13 protein-coding genes are annotated in these 18,082 nt (G+C 50.6%); all 13 read right to left on the bottom strand.

Features of this window, described 5'->3' with window-relative positions; translation table 11 throughout:
* Positions 1 to 7: 7 nt before the first annotated feature.
* The 13 genes from C1T29_RS04620 to C1T29_RS04560 all read right to left on the bottom strand — a co-directional run bounded on the left by C1T29_RS04620 (position 8) and on the right by C1T29_RS04560 (position 18,080).
* A complete protein-coding gene (locus C1T29_RS04620) occupies positions 8 to 964 on the bottom strand; it encodes an ABC transporter permease (RefSeq protein ID WP_040083891.1) in 957 nt (318 codons plus the stop codon).
* 54 nt (positions 965 to 1,018) lie between these two features.
* A complete protein-coding gene (locus C1T29_RS04615; protein ID WP_103750092.1) occupies positions 1,019 to 2,527 on the bottom strand; it encodes an extracellular solute-binding protein in 1,509 nt (502 codons plus the stop codon).
* A gap of 122 nt (positions 2,528 to 2,649) precedes the next feature.
* A complete protein-coding gene (locus C1T29_RS04610) occupies positions 2,650 to 5,223 on the bottom strand; it encodes an exo-rhamnogalacturonan lyase family protein (RefSeq protein ID WP_103750030.1) in 2,574 nt (857 codons plus the stop codon).
* A gap of 44 nt (positions 5,224 to 5,267) precedes the next feature.
* A complete protein-coding gene (gene yesZ, locus C1T29_RS04605; RefSeq protein WP_103750031.1) occupies positions 5,268 to 7,262 on the bottom strand; it encodes a beta-galactosidase YesZ in 1,995 nt (664 codons plus the stop codon).
* Positions 7,263 to 7,267: 5 nt separating this feature from the next.
* Positions 7,268 to 7,921: a rhamnogalacturonan acetylesterase gene (locus tag C1T29_RS04600; RefSeq protein WP_095432171.1), complete on the bottom strand. Its 654-nt coding sequence runs from the start codon at positions 7,919 to 7,921 to the stop codon at positions 7,268 to 7,270.
* A gap of 52 nt (positions 7,922 to 7,973) precedes the next feature.
* Complete coding sequence (gene rhgX, locus C1T29_RS04595; RefSeq protein ID WP_095432170.1) at positions 7,974 to 9,812, bottom strand: rhamnogalacturonan exolyase; 1,839 nt, start codon at positions 9,810 to 9,812, stop codon at positions 7,974 to 7,976.
* 45 nt (positions 9,813 to 9,857) lie between these two features.
* On the bottom strand, positions 9,858 to 11,720 hold the full coding sequence (rhgW, locus tag C1T29_RS04590) for a rhamnogalacturonan lyase (RefSeq protein ID WP_103750032.1): 1,863 nt from the start codon (positions 11,718 to 11,720) through the stop codon (positions 9,858 to 9,860).
* A 120-nt stretch (positions 11,721 to 11,840) separates the two neighbouring features.
* Complete coding sequence (locus C1T29_RS04585; RefSeq protein ID WP_103750033.1) at positions 11,841 to 12,467, bottom strand: YesL family protein; 627 nt, start codon at positions 12,465 to 12,467, stop codon at positions 11,841 to 11,843.
* Positions 12,464 to 13,126 (bottom strand): YesU family protein, encoded by a 663-nt coding sequence (locus C1T29_RS04580; protein WP_103750034.1) that lies wholly within the window; start codon positions 13,124 to 13,126, stop codon positions 12,464 to 12,466. Before C1T29_RS04580 ends, C1T29_RS04585 begins: the two co-directional genes overlap by 4 nt.
* A complete protein-coding gene (gene rhgT, locus C1T29_RS04575; RefSeq protein WP_103750035.1) occupies positions 13,119 to 13,817 on the bottom strand; it encodes a rhamnogalacturonan acetylesterase in 699 nt (232 codons plus the stop codon). The genes C1T29_RS04580 and rhgT overlap by 8 nt, the downstream gene beginning before the upstream one ends.
* Positions 13,818 to 13,830: 13 nt before the next feature.
* Entirely contained in the window at positions 13,831 to 16,116 is a 2,286-nt protein-coding gene (gene yesS, locus C1T29_RS04570) for a transcriptional regulator YesS (RefSeq protein ID WP_103750036.1), read from the bottom strand.
* A 23-nt stretch (positions 16,117 to 16,139) separates the two neighbouring features.
* Complete coding sequence (gene yesR / locus C1T29_RS04565) at positions 16,140 to 17,174, bottom strand: rhamnogalacturonyl hydrolase YesR (RefSeq protein WP_040083904.1); 1,035 nt, start codon at positions 17,172 to 17,174, stop codon at positions 16,140 to 16,142.
* 15 nt (positions 17,175 to 17,189) lie between these two features.
* Positions 17,190 to 18,080: a carbohydrate ABC transporter permease gene (locus C1T29_RS04560; protein WP_014663123.1), complete on the bottom strand. Its 891-nt coding sequence runs from the start codon at positions 18,078 to 18,080 to the stop codon at positions 17,190 to 17,192.
* Between the last annotated feature and the right edge of the window lie 2 nt (positions 18,081 to 18,082).

The following is an 18,082-nucleotide window of genomic DNA, read 5'->3' as shown; positions in this document are numbered from 1 at the left end:
CCCTCCTCTAAAACAATCCTTCCTGGTCAAACTTTTTCGCAATGTAATTGGCGCCGAAAATCAAGATGATTCCGACAAGCGATTTAAACAACCCCACCGCCGTGCTGTAGCTGTACGCGCCTTGGGTAATCCCCATCATGTACACGTACGTGTCAAAAATATCAGCCACGCTGCGGTTGAGCGAGTTCGTCATCAAATACACCTGTTCAAAGCCGAGATTCAAAAAGCTACCGATTCTTAAAATCAACAAAACGATAATGGTGCTTCTGATTGCCGGCAGTGTAATATGCCACATTCTCCTGAACCGGCCCGCTCCGTCCATGATGGCGGCTTCATACTGCTCTTGGTCAACAGTTGCCAGCGCGGCCAAAAATAGAATCGTCCCCCAGCCTGTCTCCTTCCAAATGCTTTGCATCACAATCATCGGGCGGAACCAGTCTGCATCCGACAAGAAAGAAATTTGCTCACCTGTCAGGCTCATGATCATTTTGTTGATCACACCTGTATCGACAGTAAAGAAAACGAAGGTGATGCTGACCACAATTGTCCAGGATACAAAATGGGGCACGTAAATAAAGGTTTGGATACATCTTTTATACACGGCCTTTCTCACCTCATTCAAAAGCAATGCCAAAATGAGCGGCGCGGGAAAGGCAAACAGAAGATCCAAGCTCGCCAGCATGAGGGTGTTGCGCAGCAGCCGGAAAAAATCCGGATTCATAAAAAAGTCTTTGAAGTAATCAAAGCCGACCCATTCGCTTTTCCAGAAGCCGAGATATGGCGAATAGTCTTTAAATGCGATCAGGACGCCCCACATCGGCAAGTATTTGAAAATCAAAAAATAAAGCAGACCTGGAATAAGAAGAAGATAAAGCCATTTGTCCCGTTTGAGCGCAGCCATCCAGCTGATGCCTTTTCCAGCAGTGAGAACAGGTGAATCTCCCTTCTTCGGCACTGTTTCCATATCTGTTCTCCTTTCGTGGTACCGGCGCGCCCGCCGAGTAGCAGGCGCATCGGTTTATTTTGACGATTGATACAATTTGTTCAAGTCCTTCATCAGGTCATTGCCGCCGCTTTTTTTCCAAAGCTCCACCGCATCCTCGAACCCTTTTTCATCAATTTCTCCAATGATAAATTGTGTTCTCGCGTCGAGAATGATGTTGTCAAGCTGGGCTCCTTTTTGGGTATAGACATCAGATACAAGCGACTCAGCCGGGTTAAAGACGGCTATTTTTTCTCCTTCAGTTATGATGTCTTTGCGATGTTGAAAGAGCTTTGTTTTCTGCTCTTCGATGTAATACTCGCTTTTCGGGATCGACATGCTGAACTGCGCCAAGCCTTCATGCTCATATAGGAGGGATTTGTTGTTTTTTTCAAGTGAGGTGAATACGCCGTCCTTGAGCTCGTAATTGCGCCCCTCCACTCCGTTGTTCGTGAGAATCTGCGCTTCCTTATCATTCATTTTATCGAGGAAGGACAGCACCTCTTTCAGCTCTTTTTCGGTTTTGACGCTTGATTTTGGTATCGCGATCATGCCTGAATAACCGGATGTCGGGAAGGTGCGCTTGCCATTCGGCCCCTCAAGCGAGCCGACAATATCAATGATATCCTTGTTCGATTCATCCGCCTCCTCCATCGCGCTTTGGATCTGAGACGCTCTGGAGCCTGTATCAACGATGACACCCGCTTTTCCTTTCACAACCGGATCATTCCACTTTGCTGAATCCATGACCGCAAAATCCTTATTGATCAAACCCTCATCATAGAGCTTTTTAAAAAACTTGAGCGCCTCCATGTATTCCTTCGTTGTAAAATCAGGAATCAGCTTTCCGTTTTCAACACCGTAGCGGTTCGGGGCGCCGAACCAGATTTGCAGAACATCCCACGGGCTTCCGTTGCCGAGCCCCATCCATTTCGGCACGACCATTCCGTACGTGTCATCCTTGCCGTTCCCGTCAGGATCTTTTTCCTTAAAAGCTTTCAGCACTTCATAGAAATCATCAAGCGTTTCCGGCATATCCAGGCCGACATTTTTCAGCCAGTCGGTTCTGATGATCATACACGCCCTGATCAGGTCCCTCGTTCTGTAGACTCCGTACACCTCGCCGTTCACCGAGCTGTTCTTCAAAATCTTTTCATCTGCCTGACTTAAATTCTTGTAGTCTTTTAAATAAGGAGACAGCTCCCAAAATGCCCCTGCTTTGACAGACTTGATAAAGCCGGCTGACTTATCTTTAATGACAATCGCGTGAGGCATCTCTCCTGAAGCCATGACGATGTTGAATTTATCGTTGTAGGATGAATCAGGCACCCATGTCACCTTAATCTCTTTGCCTGTGTATTTTTCGAGCGCTTTTAATGAAGGGCTCTTTTCACTCGGGCTTTCCGGCGATAAGAGCGGCGCCATAATGTTAATCGTGTCTTTCGAACCGCCCGCTGAACTGGATGTTTCCGAATTGCTGCATCCGGCGATCATCATGGCAGCAAGCGGCAAGGCCAGCCATTTTTTTCGCATTTTTATTTTCATGATGCGTAAGTCCCCCTTTTTTCCACTTTGCATTTCCCCTTTGCCCCTCTCAATATAAAGCGCTTACATAAATTCTTGCAATCTTCATTTTTTGCTTCGTTTCTCCTATGAAATTCCGGCTGTTATCCTTTTTTGCCCGACGTTTCTTTTTTTGCCGGAAGGGAATCTCCGATCAGTTCCAGCGCTGTTATGACGTTCAAACACCATTGGGAGACGGTGTTCGTTGTCACCCATGGAAGCTCCTCCAGCTGCGCCCATGTCTCGATGTGCTCGGGTTTGATCGGAAGCGGCGTATGGCTGAGCTTATCATCGAGCAAAAGATTCCACGCTTTGGCGGCGAGATGAGGATCTTGTTTTTTTCTCGCGGCGTAGGCTGTCATACCGGCGGCGAACATCGGCCAGTGAAAATGCCCGTCATGAAGCGCGCCTCCGCTTTTTTTGCGTTTTTCCTCATCACTGAGGGTGTAAAATTCGCCGAATTCACTCAGCATATCCTCCCATTCCCGGTCATCAAGAAGCTCAGCCAGCTCCATCCACACTTGCGGCGCGCCGAAGGCAATGATCATATGATATCCGCCCGCAATGCCGTCTCCCATGTGATGAAGCATCGAAGTCGCCGGATCATATTCAAATGTCGGGCCGGATAATAAGCGGAGCGGCAGCTGCTTTAGACAGTTGATGCCCGTTTCGATTTTTTTGAGATATTCCGGATTTTCGGTACGCTCCCATTCCGCCAGCCAGTTCGAGCAAAACGCCGTCCAGTCCGGCCCCGTTCTCACGTGGGTCGGGTGCTTGCCTTTCTCGTAAAAAGCGCGCATCGGATCGGTTTTGACAAGGGCATAATCGGCATCCTTCACTTCTGTCAAAAGATCTCCCGTCCGTTCATCACCCGTCAGATAATAATAGAATTTATAAAGTCCGGCCATGCTGATTCTCGCTTCCTTGCAGCCGCATCCCCAGTGCACAACGTTATGCCGTGAGCCAAGCCCGGCGTATTCACCGAGATGAAAGCTGTCCGTTTCACTCGTGTGGCGGGTCATGGCTTCTGCCATTCGGAAGATATCCTCTCTGCCTGAGCGGAAAAACGCCTGCCACAGCCATACGGTCGGAACGAGCTCATTGTTTTGCCATGCGTATCCGCCGAGATCATATCGCCACATGTGCCGAATTGGATCATACGTATGCATGACATCGCCATAATGCCAAAATCCGTACCATTTGCGCTGCTCTACTTCCTTTTTATAAAACAGAAAGGCGGCGTCAAGCTGTTCCTCCAGCTCTTTTTTGAGCGGATGGGATGTGTCAATGATGCTCCAAACCCCGAGCGCTTTTGATTCGTAATAGACGTTCGGCTCGCATACCAAGAGCGGCGGCGCCTGCCATTTGTCAGCGAGCGCATTCAGGACATCATCAGACGGCATGTGCGAAAAGCACGCCAGGCTGATTTCATTCGTGTTCGCAATGCCGGTCGGATCAGAGCGCATTTCATCAAAGCCTTCATACGCGCTGGCCACATGGGTATTTCCTGTATAATGCCGCAAATCCATCGCTTCGCCGTCCGGGGACCAAAGCCAGACGGTCATTTTTGTACTGCTGCCGGCAAGACCTGTGATTTCTAGAGCTGACGGATATTTCTCAAAGAAATACCGCAGGCCGAGAGCCACACCGCCATTTTCGCCGCCCGCATAGCAAAGCCCCTTCGCCCGGCTGCCATGCAGCATGCCGACCCACGCATAATCTTTTCCGGTCCGTTTTGACAGGCTGTAATGATCGCTTGAATCCTGAACAAGCTTCACATCGTCCCATACCGCATTCTGTGTTCCGTGCGCAAACCATTCCTTATGCTCTTCATCTGGTGACAGCGTTTCGCCATTGATTTGTTTTTCATAAAGCGGATACCGTTCATTGAATTTACGTGTGCCAAACAGTTGGGCGGGTTCTTTGTACATCCCTTTCTCTCCCGCAAAACGAAAATGGCGGTTGTACGGCTCTCCCTCCAAAAAAAGGTCAAATTCGATGCCGAGCCCCTTAATGAATTCTTGTTTACCGCTCCTGTCAATCAGCTGCGTGTGCACAAGGCCGATCTCAGACAGCCCGGCATAAAACGTCAAACGGATGACAAACGGCAGCCATTCTTCATTCGTTTTATGGAGCACATGAACTCCCTCGATTTTGACCACTGCTTTGACAGGACCGCTTTGCTCAATCGCCGCCTGTTTGATAAGGCTGACAGATGTTTCTTGAAAAAGAACCGTTTCCGCCGCTGACTCCTTTCTCGTTTCTCTTATGGCAACGAGCCTCCCGCCTGCGGCGATCGGCTTTCCGTTGATCTGCAGCGATTGAATGAAATCAAAGCCTGTTTTATGAATGGTACAGACGAGCGTTCCTGTATCCACTTGGATGTCATGCGCTGACTCGTGAATGCTGATCGATTTTGTCGGCTGCGGTGCTTCTCCTTTTTGTACTGTAAAGCTTTGGTTCTCCCGACCGCCAAACACCGCCGCGTGCTTCGTCCACTTGATGCTCCCGTCCGGCCAATAGGCCGACGGTTCGCTTTGCACATATCGCATTTCCGCGTTTTCATTCAGAAGCGCCAAACGGTCTCCTTTTTTACATTCTGCTTTTTTCCAGGGCACGCCCCACGTCACACCGCTTGTCACCTTTGGCTGTTCTGATAACCATTTGATCCTTTTCATCGGTCCTCTCCCTCCATAGAAAAAAGCTGATTCGATGCAAAGAATCAGCTGTGATTGTCAAACTGAATTACACGGTATTCATGCGGTCCCACCGCCAGCCTCCCCGCCTTTTCCAAACGTTTTTTCAACAGATCCGTTCCCGCTTCCGGCAGTGTCACGCTTCCGCCTTTTCCATCCATATTCACGATGATCCACACGAGGCCGTTATCGCCTTTGCGCGGGGCAACGATCGTGCCGGGTGTCACATCCGAGCGGACAGAAATGGCTGCCTCAGCGGCGTAATGCCTGACAAGCGCCTCCAGCATCGCATCCCCGTCTTTCCCGGTTGGAAGCGAGCCCAGCATGACGATTTTCCCCTCGCCGTAATTTCGTTCCGTCAAAAAAGCATGGCCCGCTCCCGGTCCCGATTCAACCGTGCCAAGGGTGTTTCCGCTCTCTGTGTCAAACACCGCGCTCCACAGCCCGAGCGGCGCCGTGATGCCAAACGCTTTTCCTGTATTCATGTTCTCGTTCATCGGAAAGGTGAACAGCGTTTTGATCCCTGACGTTTTCTCAAGTTCGCCAAGTCCGCAATCGGTATGAATCGTATGCTCGCATGTGCGCCCTCCTGTCAGCGGCCCGGCGATCCAGATGCCGCCGGCTTCAGCGAACGCCGAAGCCTTTTGGATAAATTCAGAAGACAAATGCGGCACAAATGGCGTAAACAGCAAACGATAGCCGTCCAGCGGAGCGCCTTCCGGAATGAGGTCACGGAGAATCCCCGTATTGAGAAGGCGTTCATAAAAATGCGTCACAAGCGAACGGTGCCGGAGTCCCCGGTGAGGCTCAGTTTTGATAAATGCTTTTGCTCTGTCAGAGTACGTCATCGCTGCCTCGGCTTGAACGGGTTCAGTCGATAGAATAATCGGTTCGATTTCCTTTCTTGCCCGCTCAACCGCCAGCACATTTGGGTAGCCGATGGTGGGCTCGCCCCAGGCACTGAGAACCGAACCGTGGGAAATCTCGCTGCCTGAACGCTGCTGCCTCCACAGCCAGTAGCAAAACCCCTGGCTTCCTAAGGCGTAGGACGATACGGCTTCGGCCTGCAAATACCCGTCGGCGTGCGGGTAAGCGGAGCTTTCAAGCGAGGCGGCATACGACGGACTCGTTTCCAAAATCCAAAATGGGCGCCCCTGTTTCAGGTTTCTCCATAAATCACAGTTCAATAAAAAGGCAGAGGCGTTTTCCTGCGAAGCGTACGTATCATAGGAGGCAAAATCGAGATTCTGAAACATTCGCTCATTGTCCACGCTGAACATGACTGATCCGTTATGCGTGATCGGCGCATCTGAATAGCAGCGGATGATTTTGGCCTGTTCATCCGCAAACGAAGCGATCATCTCCATCGAAAACAGCTGATACATGGTCCTTAAAGAGGCGTGATGCAGAAACGGGGCCGGCCCCGGCTGCGGCACTTGCTCAAACGTCTGATAGGTTTCGCTCCACACACCGGTTCCCCATGCTTCGTTTAACCGCTCAATCACGCCATAGCGGTTTCTGAGCCAGTCATGCCATAAGCGCAAGCATGTCTCACACATGCATTCTGCGACATGGCATTTAAACTCATTGTCTAGCTGCCAGCCGATCAGCCCCGGGAGCCTGCCAAGCTCCTTGGCGATGGCTGTCGTGATGATGGCGGCTCTTTTTCGGAAGTATGGGTTGTTCGTACAGGCGTGCTGACGGGAGCCATGCCCCATGATCTCTCTTTTTTCATTGACATGCATGCGTTCGGGCCAGCCGTGTGACAGCCAAATCGGCGGGGTAGGCGTCGGCGTGCACATGATCGTCTCGATGCCGCTATCATACAGCCGGATGATGATTTCTTTGAAAAAACCGATGTCAATTTTTCCTTCTTCAGGTTCCATGACAGACCAGGCAAATTCGCCAATCCGCACAACATTCACGCCAACTTCACGCATGATGTCAATGTCCTGCTGAATCGTCTCTTCATCCCATAATTCCGGATAATAGCAAGCCCCATGATATAGTTTTCTCCTCACATTCTTCACCCTTCTTTGATGATCGATTCTATCAATGGCAGGCCGAGCTCCTTTATGCCTCTTGCCACAAGTTTCGCCATTTCATTTGCGCCTTTTTTTGTAAAATGCGTGTAATCGTTAATCCCTTCTGACACCATAAAATAGGTGTACACCTTTTCCTCGCCCTTCTCAGTAAAGAAAGCAAGGCTTTTCTCCATCAGATCTATGAGCTGGACATTCTCCTCAGCAGCCGTCTGCTTCATGGCAATGCAATAATCAGGAAAATCGTTCAAAAACACGCCGTTTTCGTAGTGAAATCTCGCTACAGGGGTAATGAGAAGCGGATGGGCGCCTTTTTCCCGCGCGCCTGCGATGTACTGTTTTAAATATTGTTTATAGGTAGTATAGGGCTCGGTGTAGCGCTCCGGCTTATTTTTCGATGCGTCATTATGGCCCATCTGCACAAACAGCCAATCATCCGGCTCGATCACATCAAGGATCGCCTGAAGCCTGCCCTCTTCCACAAATGTTTTCGAGCTTCTTCCCCCAATCGCTCTGTTGATTACTAGAATATGCTCCGGCAGATGCGAGCCGAGAAACTGCCCCCAGCCCCCTTGATTTGTGCTGTCTCCATACGTTTGAACAGTCGAATCGCCGGCAAGATAAATATGATTTGCCATTTTTTCATTCCTCCTCGTTTTTTATACGGCTGCTTCTTATCCCTTAGTCCTCTTACAGTGATGCCTCAGCTTTACTGCCCGCTATGTACAGTTCGGGCTTCGGCGGCTTTTTCATCCCTGTACCGAGATAAAAGCTCGTGTGCGGCGGCTGGTTGTAGGCGGTATTCTGCCAGGCGATGCCGAGCCTGTAAACCGGATCGTGCATCAGCGTGTAAAAACGGTGGCGAGTGAGATGTGTCGTTGTATAGATACGGAGTGCGCTGCTGTCTTCCGTTCTCCATATCACTTCTTCCCGCCAGTCCCCGAACAGGTTGGCCTGAAGAACCGGATTTCCTTTCGTGCCATTGTTGGACAGCACGCCGTCCGGCCGAAATATCGTCTTCAGACAGCTGTTTTCAGCATCCCATTTTTCAATCTTTGGCCTGCCAATCGTTCCGTCCCAGTCATGATCAAGCAGTTCTCTGACCAAATCTCCGTCCCACCAGATGGCGAAATTGGCTGAAGCGGGCGCTTTGTCGCTGATTTTTTCTCCTTTGCTCGTAAAAAGCCCATACGACATACCATCATTGCCCGGCGGATCAATTCCCCAGACGAGCGACCCTTTGTAGCTTGGATCAATATGAGCCGCCATGCCCCGGCCAACATCAGTTCCAGCGTGGACGCCCCATAATATCTCACCGGTTCCGGCATCCCGCAGTGACAGTCCGTACGGCTTCGCGGCATCCTCATGCACCTGGAACACCTCAAGCCCTTTTCGTGACGGGTCCAGATCCCCTACATGCATCGCGTCTCCGTGTCCGAGCCCCGTTGAGTACAGGCCGGTTCCGTCATGATCGACCGCCATTGCGCCATAGATGATTTCATCCTTTCCGTCTCCGTCCACATCTGCCACGCTCAAGCTGTGGTTCCCCTGTCCTGCGTACGCTTCATGTCCCGGCTGGTTGGAGTCAAATACCCAGCGTTTTTTGAGCCTTCCGTTTCTGAAATCGTATGCCACGAGCACCGCTCTCGTATAGTAGCCGCGTGCCATTACAAGGCTCGGCCGCTCCACATCCAAGTAAGCGATTCCGGCGAGAAAACGGTCCATCCGGTTTCCATAGCCGTCTCCCCAATCCTCCAGCTTGCCGCGGGGCGGTTCATATTCAACAGTGGTGAGCGCCTCACCGGTTTCTCCTTTAAACACGGTCAAATATTCCGGTCCGGACAGAATTCTGCCCTGTTCGTTCCTAAAATCGGCATGCTCATCACCGATGATATGTCCTTTCCCGTCTGTTGTGCCGTCAGCTGTTTTCATAGTGATTTCTGCTTTTCCGTCACCGTCCAGGTCATACACCATAAATTGCGTATAATGAGCGCCCGCTCTGATGTTTCTGCCGAGGTTGATGCGCCACAAAAAGGTGCCGTCCAGTTTATAGGCATCTATGAGCACCTCCCCGGTATAACCGTCATGAGCGTTGTCTTTTGAATTGGACGGATCCCACTTCAGGATTATTTCATATTCTCCATCCCCATCTACATCTCCGACACTGGCATCATTGGCGCTGTAAGTGTACGGCTTTCCGTCCGGCGTCACACCGCCTTCCGGTTTGGCAAGCGGAACCTCAAGAACATTTTCCTGCCAAACACGTGCTTCCTTGGAAAGCTTTTCTTCCCGTCCTTTATTGACAGCCGCCACTTGATAAACAGAGTCTGCCGTTCCGTTTTGATCAAGAAAATTAGTGCTGTCAGCGATCGGATCGCGGGTGATTCGCTTTCCATCCCGATAAAGGTGAAAAGCCGTCGTCTCATGATCCGTTCCGAGAAAACGCCAGCTGACAAACACGCCCTGTTCTGTCTGTACCGCAATCAAACCTCTGGTCAAGTATTCCATTTGCCTCTTTTTTGGTTTCATTTGATGGGAACGGGCTGCACGCAGCCCGTTCCTTCCCCCTTTCAGTTAAGGCGTATACATATTTGGTTTTGGCTGTTCCGCCATGCCGTCTCCTAAAAAGAAGCTTGTGTGCGGCGGCTGGTTATAGGCGACATTTTGCCAGGCGATGCCAAGCCGGTACACAGGATCATGCATCAGCGTGTACAGCCTGTGCTCAGTCGGAATGGTCGTCGTATAAATGCGGAGCGCACTGCTGTCCTCCGTTCTCCACACCACTTCCTCACGCCAGTCACCAAGCAGGTCAGCCTGAAGTGACGGCGTTGCTTTTGTGCCGTTGTTTGCGGCTGCGCCTGATGCGGTCAGCACATTTTTCGATGCGCCGTTTTGATAATCCCATTTATCAATTCGGTTGCTGTCCAGCTGTTCCCGCAGCAGGTCGCCGTCCCACCATATGCCGAAGTTGGTCGAGGACGGAGCCCCGCTTCCGATTTTGGCCCCTTTCGCTGAGTAAAGGGAACCGTTGGCCCACACTTCCTGCCCCGGATAACGCGGGTCGATATCAGCAGCCATTCCGCGGCCTACGTCCTTGCCGGCATAGATGCCCCAAAGGATTTTTCCGGTTGCCGCATCACGGAAGGATAAGCCGTATTTGGCGTTTTTGTCCTCATGTACCTGAAACACCTCAAGCCCCGGCCGGCTCGGATCAAGATCCCCGGCATGGAGGGCATCCCCATGGCCTAAGCCCGTTGAGTACATGCCTTTGCCGTCATGATCAACAGCCATTGAGCCGAAAATAATCTCATCTTTTCCATCCCCGTCAACGTCCGCAATGCTCAGGTTGTGATTCCCTTGTCCTGCGAACGCTTCATTTCCTGACTTTGAGGAGTCAAGCGTCCAAAGCTTTGACAGCTTTCCGTCCCTGAAGTTATAAGCGACTAGCATGGTTTTGGCATAATACCCTCTGGTCATGATCAGACTCGGCCGCTGTCCATCAAGGTAGGCGATGCCGGCGAGAAAACGGTCAACACGGTTGCCGTAGCTGTCTCCCCAATCCGATACATTGCCGCGTGCCGGCTCAAAATTTGATGTAACAAGTTCTTTCCCGGTTGCTCCCTGGAACACAGTAAGGTATTCCGGCCCTGACAGCACACGCCCCTGTTCATTTCTGTAATCAGCATTGGCATTTCCAATCACTTTTCCAGTGCCGTCTTTTGTCCCGTCCGCCGTTTTCATCGCCACTTCCGCTTTTCCGTCACCATCAAGGTCATACACCATAAACTGGGTGTAGTGCGCGCCCGCTCTGATGTTTTTGCCGAGATTGATCCGCCATAGCTTCGTTCCGTCCAGTTTATACGCGTCAATCAGCACGTCACCTGTATAGCCATCCTGCGAGTTGTCTTTTGAGTTAGATGGGTCCCATTTCAGGATTAGCTCGTATTGCCCGTCACCATCCACATCGCCAACACTTGCGTCATTGGCGATGTAGGTGTAAGCTTCACCTTTTGGCGTCGTGCCGCCAGCCGGTTTATCCAGCGGGACAGAATGATACGGCTGCGCCCATACGGAGGCTTTTTCAGATGCCGCCTGTTCGGTACCGTTAACGACGGCCCGAACCGTATACGTTGAGCCGGCTGATCCGTTTTTATCCACATAGTTCGTGGCTTTGACAGGCGAAGCATTCAGCTTTTGCCCGTCTCTGTACACATTGAACGAAACAGATGCGTTTTCGATGCCAAGAAACCGCCAGCTGACAAAAATGCCTCCGTCCGTCTTGACCGCGACAAGCCCCCGGTTCAGCGCTTCCATCTGCCGCGCTGCCCCTTCAGCTTTCACAGGATATACAGAGGCTCCCATCACCAACAAGACCAGCAACGTAACAGTGGTAAACATGCGTTTCCTTCGTGTAATCATCAGACAGCTCCTTCTTATTTTTCTGTAAGCGCTTACCTAAATTGGATTTTATGCGCTGTGTGAGCTGTCTTCAATTTCACTTTTTTGCATCTGCCTATTTCGGCCACTGCACTTTTTTGCATATGTGTCATTTTTTTGTTACCCGGCTTGGTGATGCTGGGCCTCCGCCTTTTGAAATCCCCTAAGAGCAAAAAACATCATCACAAGCCCAAATAAACATGGGCCGTAAAATGGAATCAGGCCGGGAAGCGTATACAGCAAATAAAGGACAAATCCGCACCCGATCAGCATACAGCCGGTCGTCATCGGGCTCATGGCGCCAAACAGCAGTGCCTGCGGAATATATTTGCGAAGCGGGAGCTGGTAATGCACATAAAGGGGAAACACATACATCAGCGCGATGATATACAATAGCCCTGCAAGCAGCGTGCAGCTTGTTACGGCAAAGGACAGCCAATCCGTACTGGCCGAAAAATAATGATAGTTCGCAGACAATATGAGCAAAAGAGCCGAAAACGCCAATCCGATCGCATTAACTTTGAGAAACTCTTTTTTATAGGTATCGAGAAATAACGGAAATACCGGTACATCCTTTTGCCCCATCAGCCATTTTCTTATCACGGCACACATCGCGGCTGTGCTCGGCGCCCATCCGAAAAGAACGCCGCCCAAAAGGGTAAACAACAGCCACAGCCCGTTGAGCCATGCGATTTTCACCACCGCTTCGCAGCCTGCATAGAGCGCATCCGTTACGGCCGTCTTCATCTTCTCACCGCTTGATGTACGGCAAAATCCCTGTAAGCGGCTTTCATGGGCGCCATCTGCCGGAACCCGATTTTTCCTTTAGTTAATACAGGCCCGTATGTGCTGCCGTCGTCCATCCACTCAAGAATGGGCAGATCATTGATTGAAAAGCGCACATAGCCTTTGTCTTTAATGAGCTTCATACGATACGGAGAATCAGCGTCGTCTGGAGAAGGCAGCGGATCGGCTCCCATTGCGGCGAGGTGGAAACCGCGGCTTTTTCTTAAATTGCAGGTGCGGAATGCTCTTTCCTCCGGGTATTTTCTGCGGAAATATGACAGGTGGAGAGTGTTGATGTCCCCTGAATGATACTCGGGGTATTTTCCCGTTCTTTTCTGGAGGCTTGGATCAAATAAATCCTCGCCCCCAATCCCCGCAGCGGAAAAAAACAGCATACATAGTCCCGGCTGCTCAATCGGGGAGAAATCCCATGTCACTATGATGCCGTCTGGAAAGGTTTCCGGACACCAAAAGACAAAGTGCGCTTCGTCCTGGACATGTGACAGGTGCATGCTGTGATCATCAAATGAGACCTGTCCGCCACCCTCCATCCGCCAGTTCTTCACATCGCTTTCTGACTGGAGCGAATTACGGTACAGGCACGCGCCTTTCTTATACATGTTCTTTTCCCTCCCGGCTCACAAGATGGTCCTTCAGCGGAAGTCCGAGCTCTTCAATGCCTTCTGCCACAAGCTTCGCAACCTCCATTGCTCCTTTTTCCGAAAAATGCGTATTGTCCTCAATGCCGTCCGGATAATTCGGATGTTCATTCGGCTGAAACCAAACGAACAATCGCTTTGACTCCTCAGGACCGTATGCTTCATACAGCACCTTTGTTTTCGCGAGCAGATCAATCACAGGTACATCGAACTCCTTCGCCAGTGCTTTCATCGCATCGGGATACTCACCGAGCGTATGCTCGATCCGTCCGTTTTCGTCAAAGCGGCGGCGCTGCACCGATGTGACGAAAACAGGATGCGCGCCCTTTTCGCGTGCCGTATCTGCAAACAAGGTAAGGAACTGCTGAAATGTGGAGTACGGCTTCGTCCCCCGCGGTTTTTGGTCATTGTGGCCGAATTGAATCAACAAATAATCGCCTTGTGTCATGCGCTCGGCAATTGCTTGAAGCCTTCCTTCCTCCACAAAAGAGTTGGTGCTTGCTCCTCCTTTGGCGTGATTGTGCACCACTACCTCTTCAGAAAACAATTGCCCGAATACCTGCCCCCATCCCGCCATCGGCGCTTCATGAGGCGGGCAGTCACTCACAGTGGAATCCCCGGCCAAAAATACGTGAATCGGTTTCTCCATCACATGTTCTCTCCTTTCACTGCGTTTCCTGATACATTTGCCTGAAGACACCCGGCGGCATGCCGACCTGTTTTTTAAAAATCCGATTGAAGTAATTGTGGCGGTAGCCGACTTCTTCTGACACATCATGAATTTTTTTATTCGTATTGACTAGCAGTTCTTTCGCCTTTTCGATTCTGATCTGGGTCACATAATCGATAAAGTTAATGCCGGTTACTTGCTTAAATGCCTTGCTTAACGTATATGAATTCATGCCAAGCGCATCGGCACAGCTTTCCAGAGAAATATCCGCCATATACTGATCGTGAATCATCGCTATCACACGTTCTACCAGCTGCTTTTGCTGTCTGTTTTTTCTGCCTTCAAGCTTGGAAAGGTAAGGCGTCACCACAATATCCATCAGCCAGGCTGCCGCTTCATTAGGTTCGCGCAATTCTGAAATATCAAGAAGCAGATTCCGATGCTGAAACAGTTCGCTGGGATTAAGACCGGAATGCAAAATATCCTCCTGAATGCGGGAGAACAGCTGAATCAGAGCAGAATGCACATGCCTGTCTATGGCCGCCTTTTCCGCGAGTTCCTTCATACAGCTATTTATCAGTTCCTGGGCTTCCTGTTTTCTTTCCAGCCGGATGGCCTGAACAATCTGTTTTTCCAGCTCAAAAGGGTAATAAGGGGCAGACTGCTTATCCTGCGGGAAGTCGGCCTGTAAATCAATGACCTGGTTCCGATTGGCAAACTGCCTGCGGGATTTGCCGCTTTTCACATCCTGAAATAAAGAAGGGATTTCCGTGACACGCTCCGTCCTGCTGCTCAATGTTGCGGTCAGGCATAGTCCGGTTACATCCCCAAATTGGCGTGCCAGCTCCGTTATATACATTTTGAGATCAGAGCTGTTTGTTGTCACCACAAGCACGGTGACAGAAAGCCGGCCGATATCAAGTATGGAGAGCTGAAAAATGCGTTTAGCCGCCAATTCCTCAGCGATATTAGTCAGTGTAAACATAGCGAGCTGTTCATCATCACAACAGAAGATGCTTTTTTCACAGCGGAGCCCTGTCAATTGAAGGTCCAGCACATGAAACTCGTTTTCGCCGATGTTCCAGCCGGCCTCCTCCATCCGAGATCTGAGACTTTCCTCGTTGTCGTAGTAAAAATCACCCTGCAAGAGATGCTGCAAAAAACTCTTTTTCATATGGGGCGTCTGCCGCAGGAGCTGCTCTTGGAGCTTCCGGCTTTCAAGGGATAGATCCTGCCATCTCTTTTCAATCCACTTGAATTCATCCTGCCCGGATGCCTGCCATACTTTCTTCTCTCCACCGGTAAACAAGCCAAGCAAATGCTGGATGGGACGATAGATTTTTTTTGATGCATACCATGTCATGCATACCGCCAAACCGATGCAAATGACAAGCATCACAATGATTACTTTGGATAAAAACACCATCGGCGCTGTAATGGCAGAAAGAGGCGCCGCTGACACAAAGGTCCATTGCTGATGCATTCGGTTCATTTCTCCAAAGGAAACGGAATACACCTTGCCGTCCCATTCCATCTGAAAATGGCCTTTCTCATTCGGCTGTTTTTTTACCTCATGAAGCAAAGTCTTTTCAAAATCTTTTTCCCCCTCATGAAAGAGCACCTCTTGATTTTGATCCAAAAGCAGCGCACTGCCATCAGGATAAGGGGACAAGCTTTGCAGGATCGATGCCATTTCTTTCAGATCAACCGCCAGCATGATCGCGCCAAACGGTTTCTCCGCCGCGCCCGGAATGAGCTGGATCAGCATCGCTTGATTCCCCGACCGTTTCCAATAAATGCTTTGGTCTGAGGCAAGCAGCGAGCGATACTTGCGAAGCGCCTCCCGTTCTGTCAAAGCGCTGTATTCGGGACTCAGCACAAGAGGCCGGGGGCTGTTCAGAAAGATGGAAGCCCGCTCGATCAGCGGCTGCTGGTCCCGCAAAAGAAACAGCTTTTTCGTTAATTGATAGGAAAACGTAAAGTCTTTCTCCAAATCCCTCTCGGCCAATCCGTTCATCAGCGAAGAATCGTAGGCCATCTGGGTGAGAGCCAGCTCAAGCACGCCCAGCTTCTCATCCATTCGGCTGACCTCACGCGCCACCTGTGCTTCATGCGATCTCTGCAGCTCTTTCTCCACCTTGTCGATCGAAAGAAAGTAGATTGCGCCGCCAGTCAGTAATCCGGGAATACAGGCAATCAGCAAAATGAAGAAAAAGTTTCTTTTGAAATACGTTCCCTTCCAGCGAGAAACCCGTTCCTTCTGTTGAGGCTGTTTTTTCATCCCTTTCCCCCCGCCTCTGGTCTTTACTGATACACGCGTTTTTTCGTTCTCAACACATCAGCAAGAAACGTCAGCGCAAGTCCCTGTCCCCATCCTTGTATTCGTTTGTAAGGCACCTGTTTGTATCCTTCGGCATTTTTCATGACAGCTGTCCCGGCCGATACCTTGCTGACCCGTCCGTCCTCTTCCACCGCATCCAAAATGGCGGCAAGCGATTTCTGCACATATTTTGTATAGAGCTTTCCGCTCGACAGCAGAGCAGAGGCAATACCGGCCGATGCCGAAACCTCCAGATAAGAATCCGGATCATCCAAAATCGTATGCCACAGCCCTGATTCATCCTGAAGCCGGACAAGCGCGCTCAGCTGGTCTCTGAGCGATCCGTCAATGATCATAAAGGAAGGATGCGTCACCTCAATGAGCGGGAGCGCCTTTGCCATTGTGAGTGCCGCCCAGCCGTTCGCCCTGCCCCAATAAATCCCCGACAGATGATTTTGCGCTTTGTTGTCCCAGGCGTGGTAGTACAAATTCGTGACAGGGTCCTGAAGCACGTCCTCATGTCCGTGAAACTGGCGCAGACCATCTTCAAAATAATCCTCACGCTCCATCACTCGCCCGATTCTCAGCATAAACAGCCCCGCCATCATCAGCGTATCTGCCCATGCCTGCTCAGGAAATACATATTCAGCCGCATTCACCGTATGCTGAAGGATGCCCTCGCCAAAGCGCGGAGCCTTATGCAGCACATATTCCGCCATCTCGCCCGCTGTTTCCAAATACACCTCATCACCCGTCACCTTGTGGAGGAACAAAAGCGTATGCCCGATAGAAACGCCATTGATCGAAAGCGGCGGCAGCCCATCCTCCAGCTGTTCATCCACCCACGTTTTTAGCAGATTGATATATTCCTCGTTTTCCGTCGCCTCGTAGGCCTCCGCCACGCCGTAAAATGCGACGCCGCCCGGCCAATCCCACGCAAAATCCATCTGAAATGTCCGTTTCACGATCCGATCAATGACGGACGCCACCTTTTCTTCATCAAAGATAAGCTGTGCCATCTGCAACACTCCTTTTTATTTTAATCCGGTCGTACTGATGCCCTGAACGATATATTTCTGAAACAAAAAGAATACAAGAATCACAGGCAATAATGAAACGGCCGACATGGCAAACATCGCGCCCCAGTTCGAAGCCGATTCCGTATCGAGAAAAAGCTTCAGCGCAAGTGAAACAGGGTAAAGCTCCGGTTTATTCAAATACAAAAGCGGCTGAATCAGCTCCTCCCACTTCCAATAGAAGGAGAAAATCGCAGACGTCGCGAGCGCTGGGGCAATCAGCGGGAGAATGATCCGCCAAAAGCAGGCAAAGCGCCCGCACCCGTCGATTCGTGCGGCCTCATCCAGCTCCTCGGGAATCGTCCGGATAAACTGGATCATCAGAAAAATAAAAAACGCATGCCCGAAAAATTGCGGAACGACAATCGGTTTAAAGGAATTCAGCCAGTCTAATTTCGCAAACATAATATACTGCGGAATCATCAGCACTTCATGGGGCAGCATTAACGTCCCCATCATGCACGCGAACCAAAACTTTTTACCCTTAAACGGAATACGCGCAAATCCGTAAGCAATGACAGCCGATGACAGGACGGCGCCGATTGTTGACAGCCCCACAATAATCGCCGAGTTTTTAATAAAGGTCAGAAACGGCTGCCCCGCAATGCCCTTCCATCCCTCAGCATAGTTACTGAGAATAAAAGGATCGGGAATGAGAGAATGAGAGGTTGTAAAAATACTGGCGCTTTCCTTAAATGAGCTGACAAACAGCCAAATGACCGGATACAGCAATAACACCGCCAGCGATGCCGTAAAAACATGGAACAGTATGCGTTTGGGCCTGACGCGCCCGGTTTTTTTCCTCTCAAAAACCGGGACTTCTCTGACAGGCTGGTTGACCGGCTCCATCC

The sequence above is a fragment of the Bacillus sp. MBGLi79 genome, assembly GCF_002953915.1.
Note: the sequence above shows the minus strand (reverse complement) of the source record. Positions and strands in the feature narration are given on the sequence as shown.

What these genes read in the sequence shown, in the direction of transcription:
- C1T29_RS04610 (WP_103750030.1), bottom strand. Translation starts at nt 5,223, where the DNA reads ATGAAAAGGATCAAATGGTTATCAGAACAGCCAAAGGTGACAAGCGGT.
- C1T29_RS04615 (WP_103750092.1), bottom strand. Translation starts at nt 2,527, where the DNA reads ATGAAAATAAAAATGCGAAAAAAATGGCTGGCCTTGCCGCTTGCTGCC.
- C1T29_RS04585 (WP_103750033.1), bottom strand. Translation starts at nt 12,467, where the DNA reads ATGAAGACGGCCGTAACGGATGCGCTCTATGCAGGCTGCGAAGCGGTG.
- C1T29_RS04620 (WP_040083891.1), bottom strand. Translation starts at nt 964, where the DNA reads ATGGAAACAGTGCCGAAGAAGGGAGATTCACCTGTTCTCACTGCTGGA.
- yesR (WP_040083904.1), bottom strand. Translation starts at nt 17,174, where the DNA reads ATGGCACAGCTTATCTTTGATGAAGAAAAGGTGGCGTCCGTCATTGAT.
- C1T29_RS04560 (WP_014663123.1), bottom strand. Translation starts at nt 18,080, where the DNA reads ATGGAGCCGGTCAACCAGCCTGTCAGAGAAGTCCCGGTTTTTGAGAGG.
- rhgX (WP_095432170.1), bottom strand. Translation starts at nt 9,812, where the DNA reads ATGAAACCAAAAAAGAGGCAAATGGAATACTTGACCAGAGGTTTGATT.
- yesS (WP_103750036.1), bottom strand. Translation starts at nt 16,116, where the DNA reads ATGAAAAAACAGCCTCAACAGAAGGAACGGGTTTCTCGCTGGAAGGGA.
- C1T29_RS04600 (WP_095432171.1), bottom strand. Translation starts at nt 7,921, where the DNA reads ATGGCAAATCATATTTATCTTGCCGGCGATTCGACTGTTCAAACGTAT.
- C1T29_RS04580 (WP_103750034.1), bottom strand. Translation starts at nt 13,126, where the DNA reads ATGTATAAGAAAGGCGCGTGCCTGTACCGTAATTCGCTCCAGTCAGAA.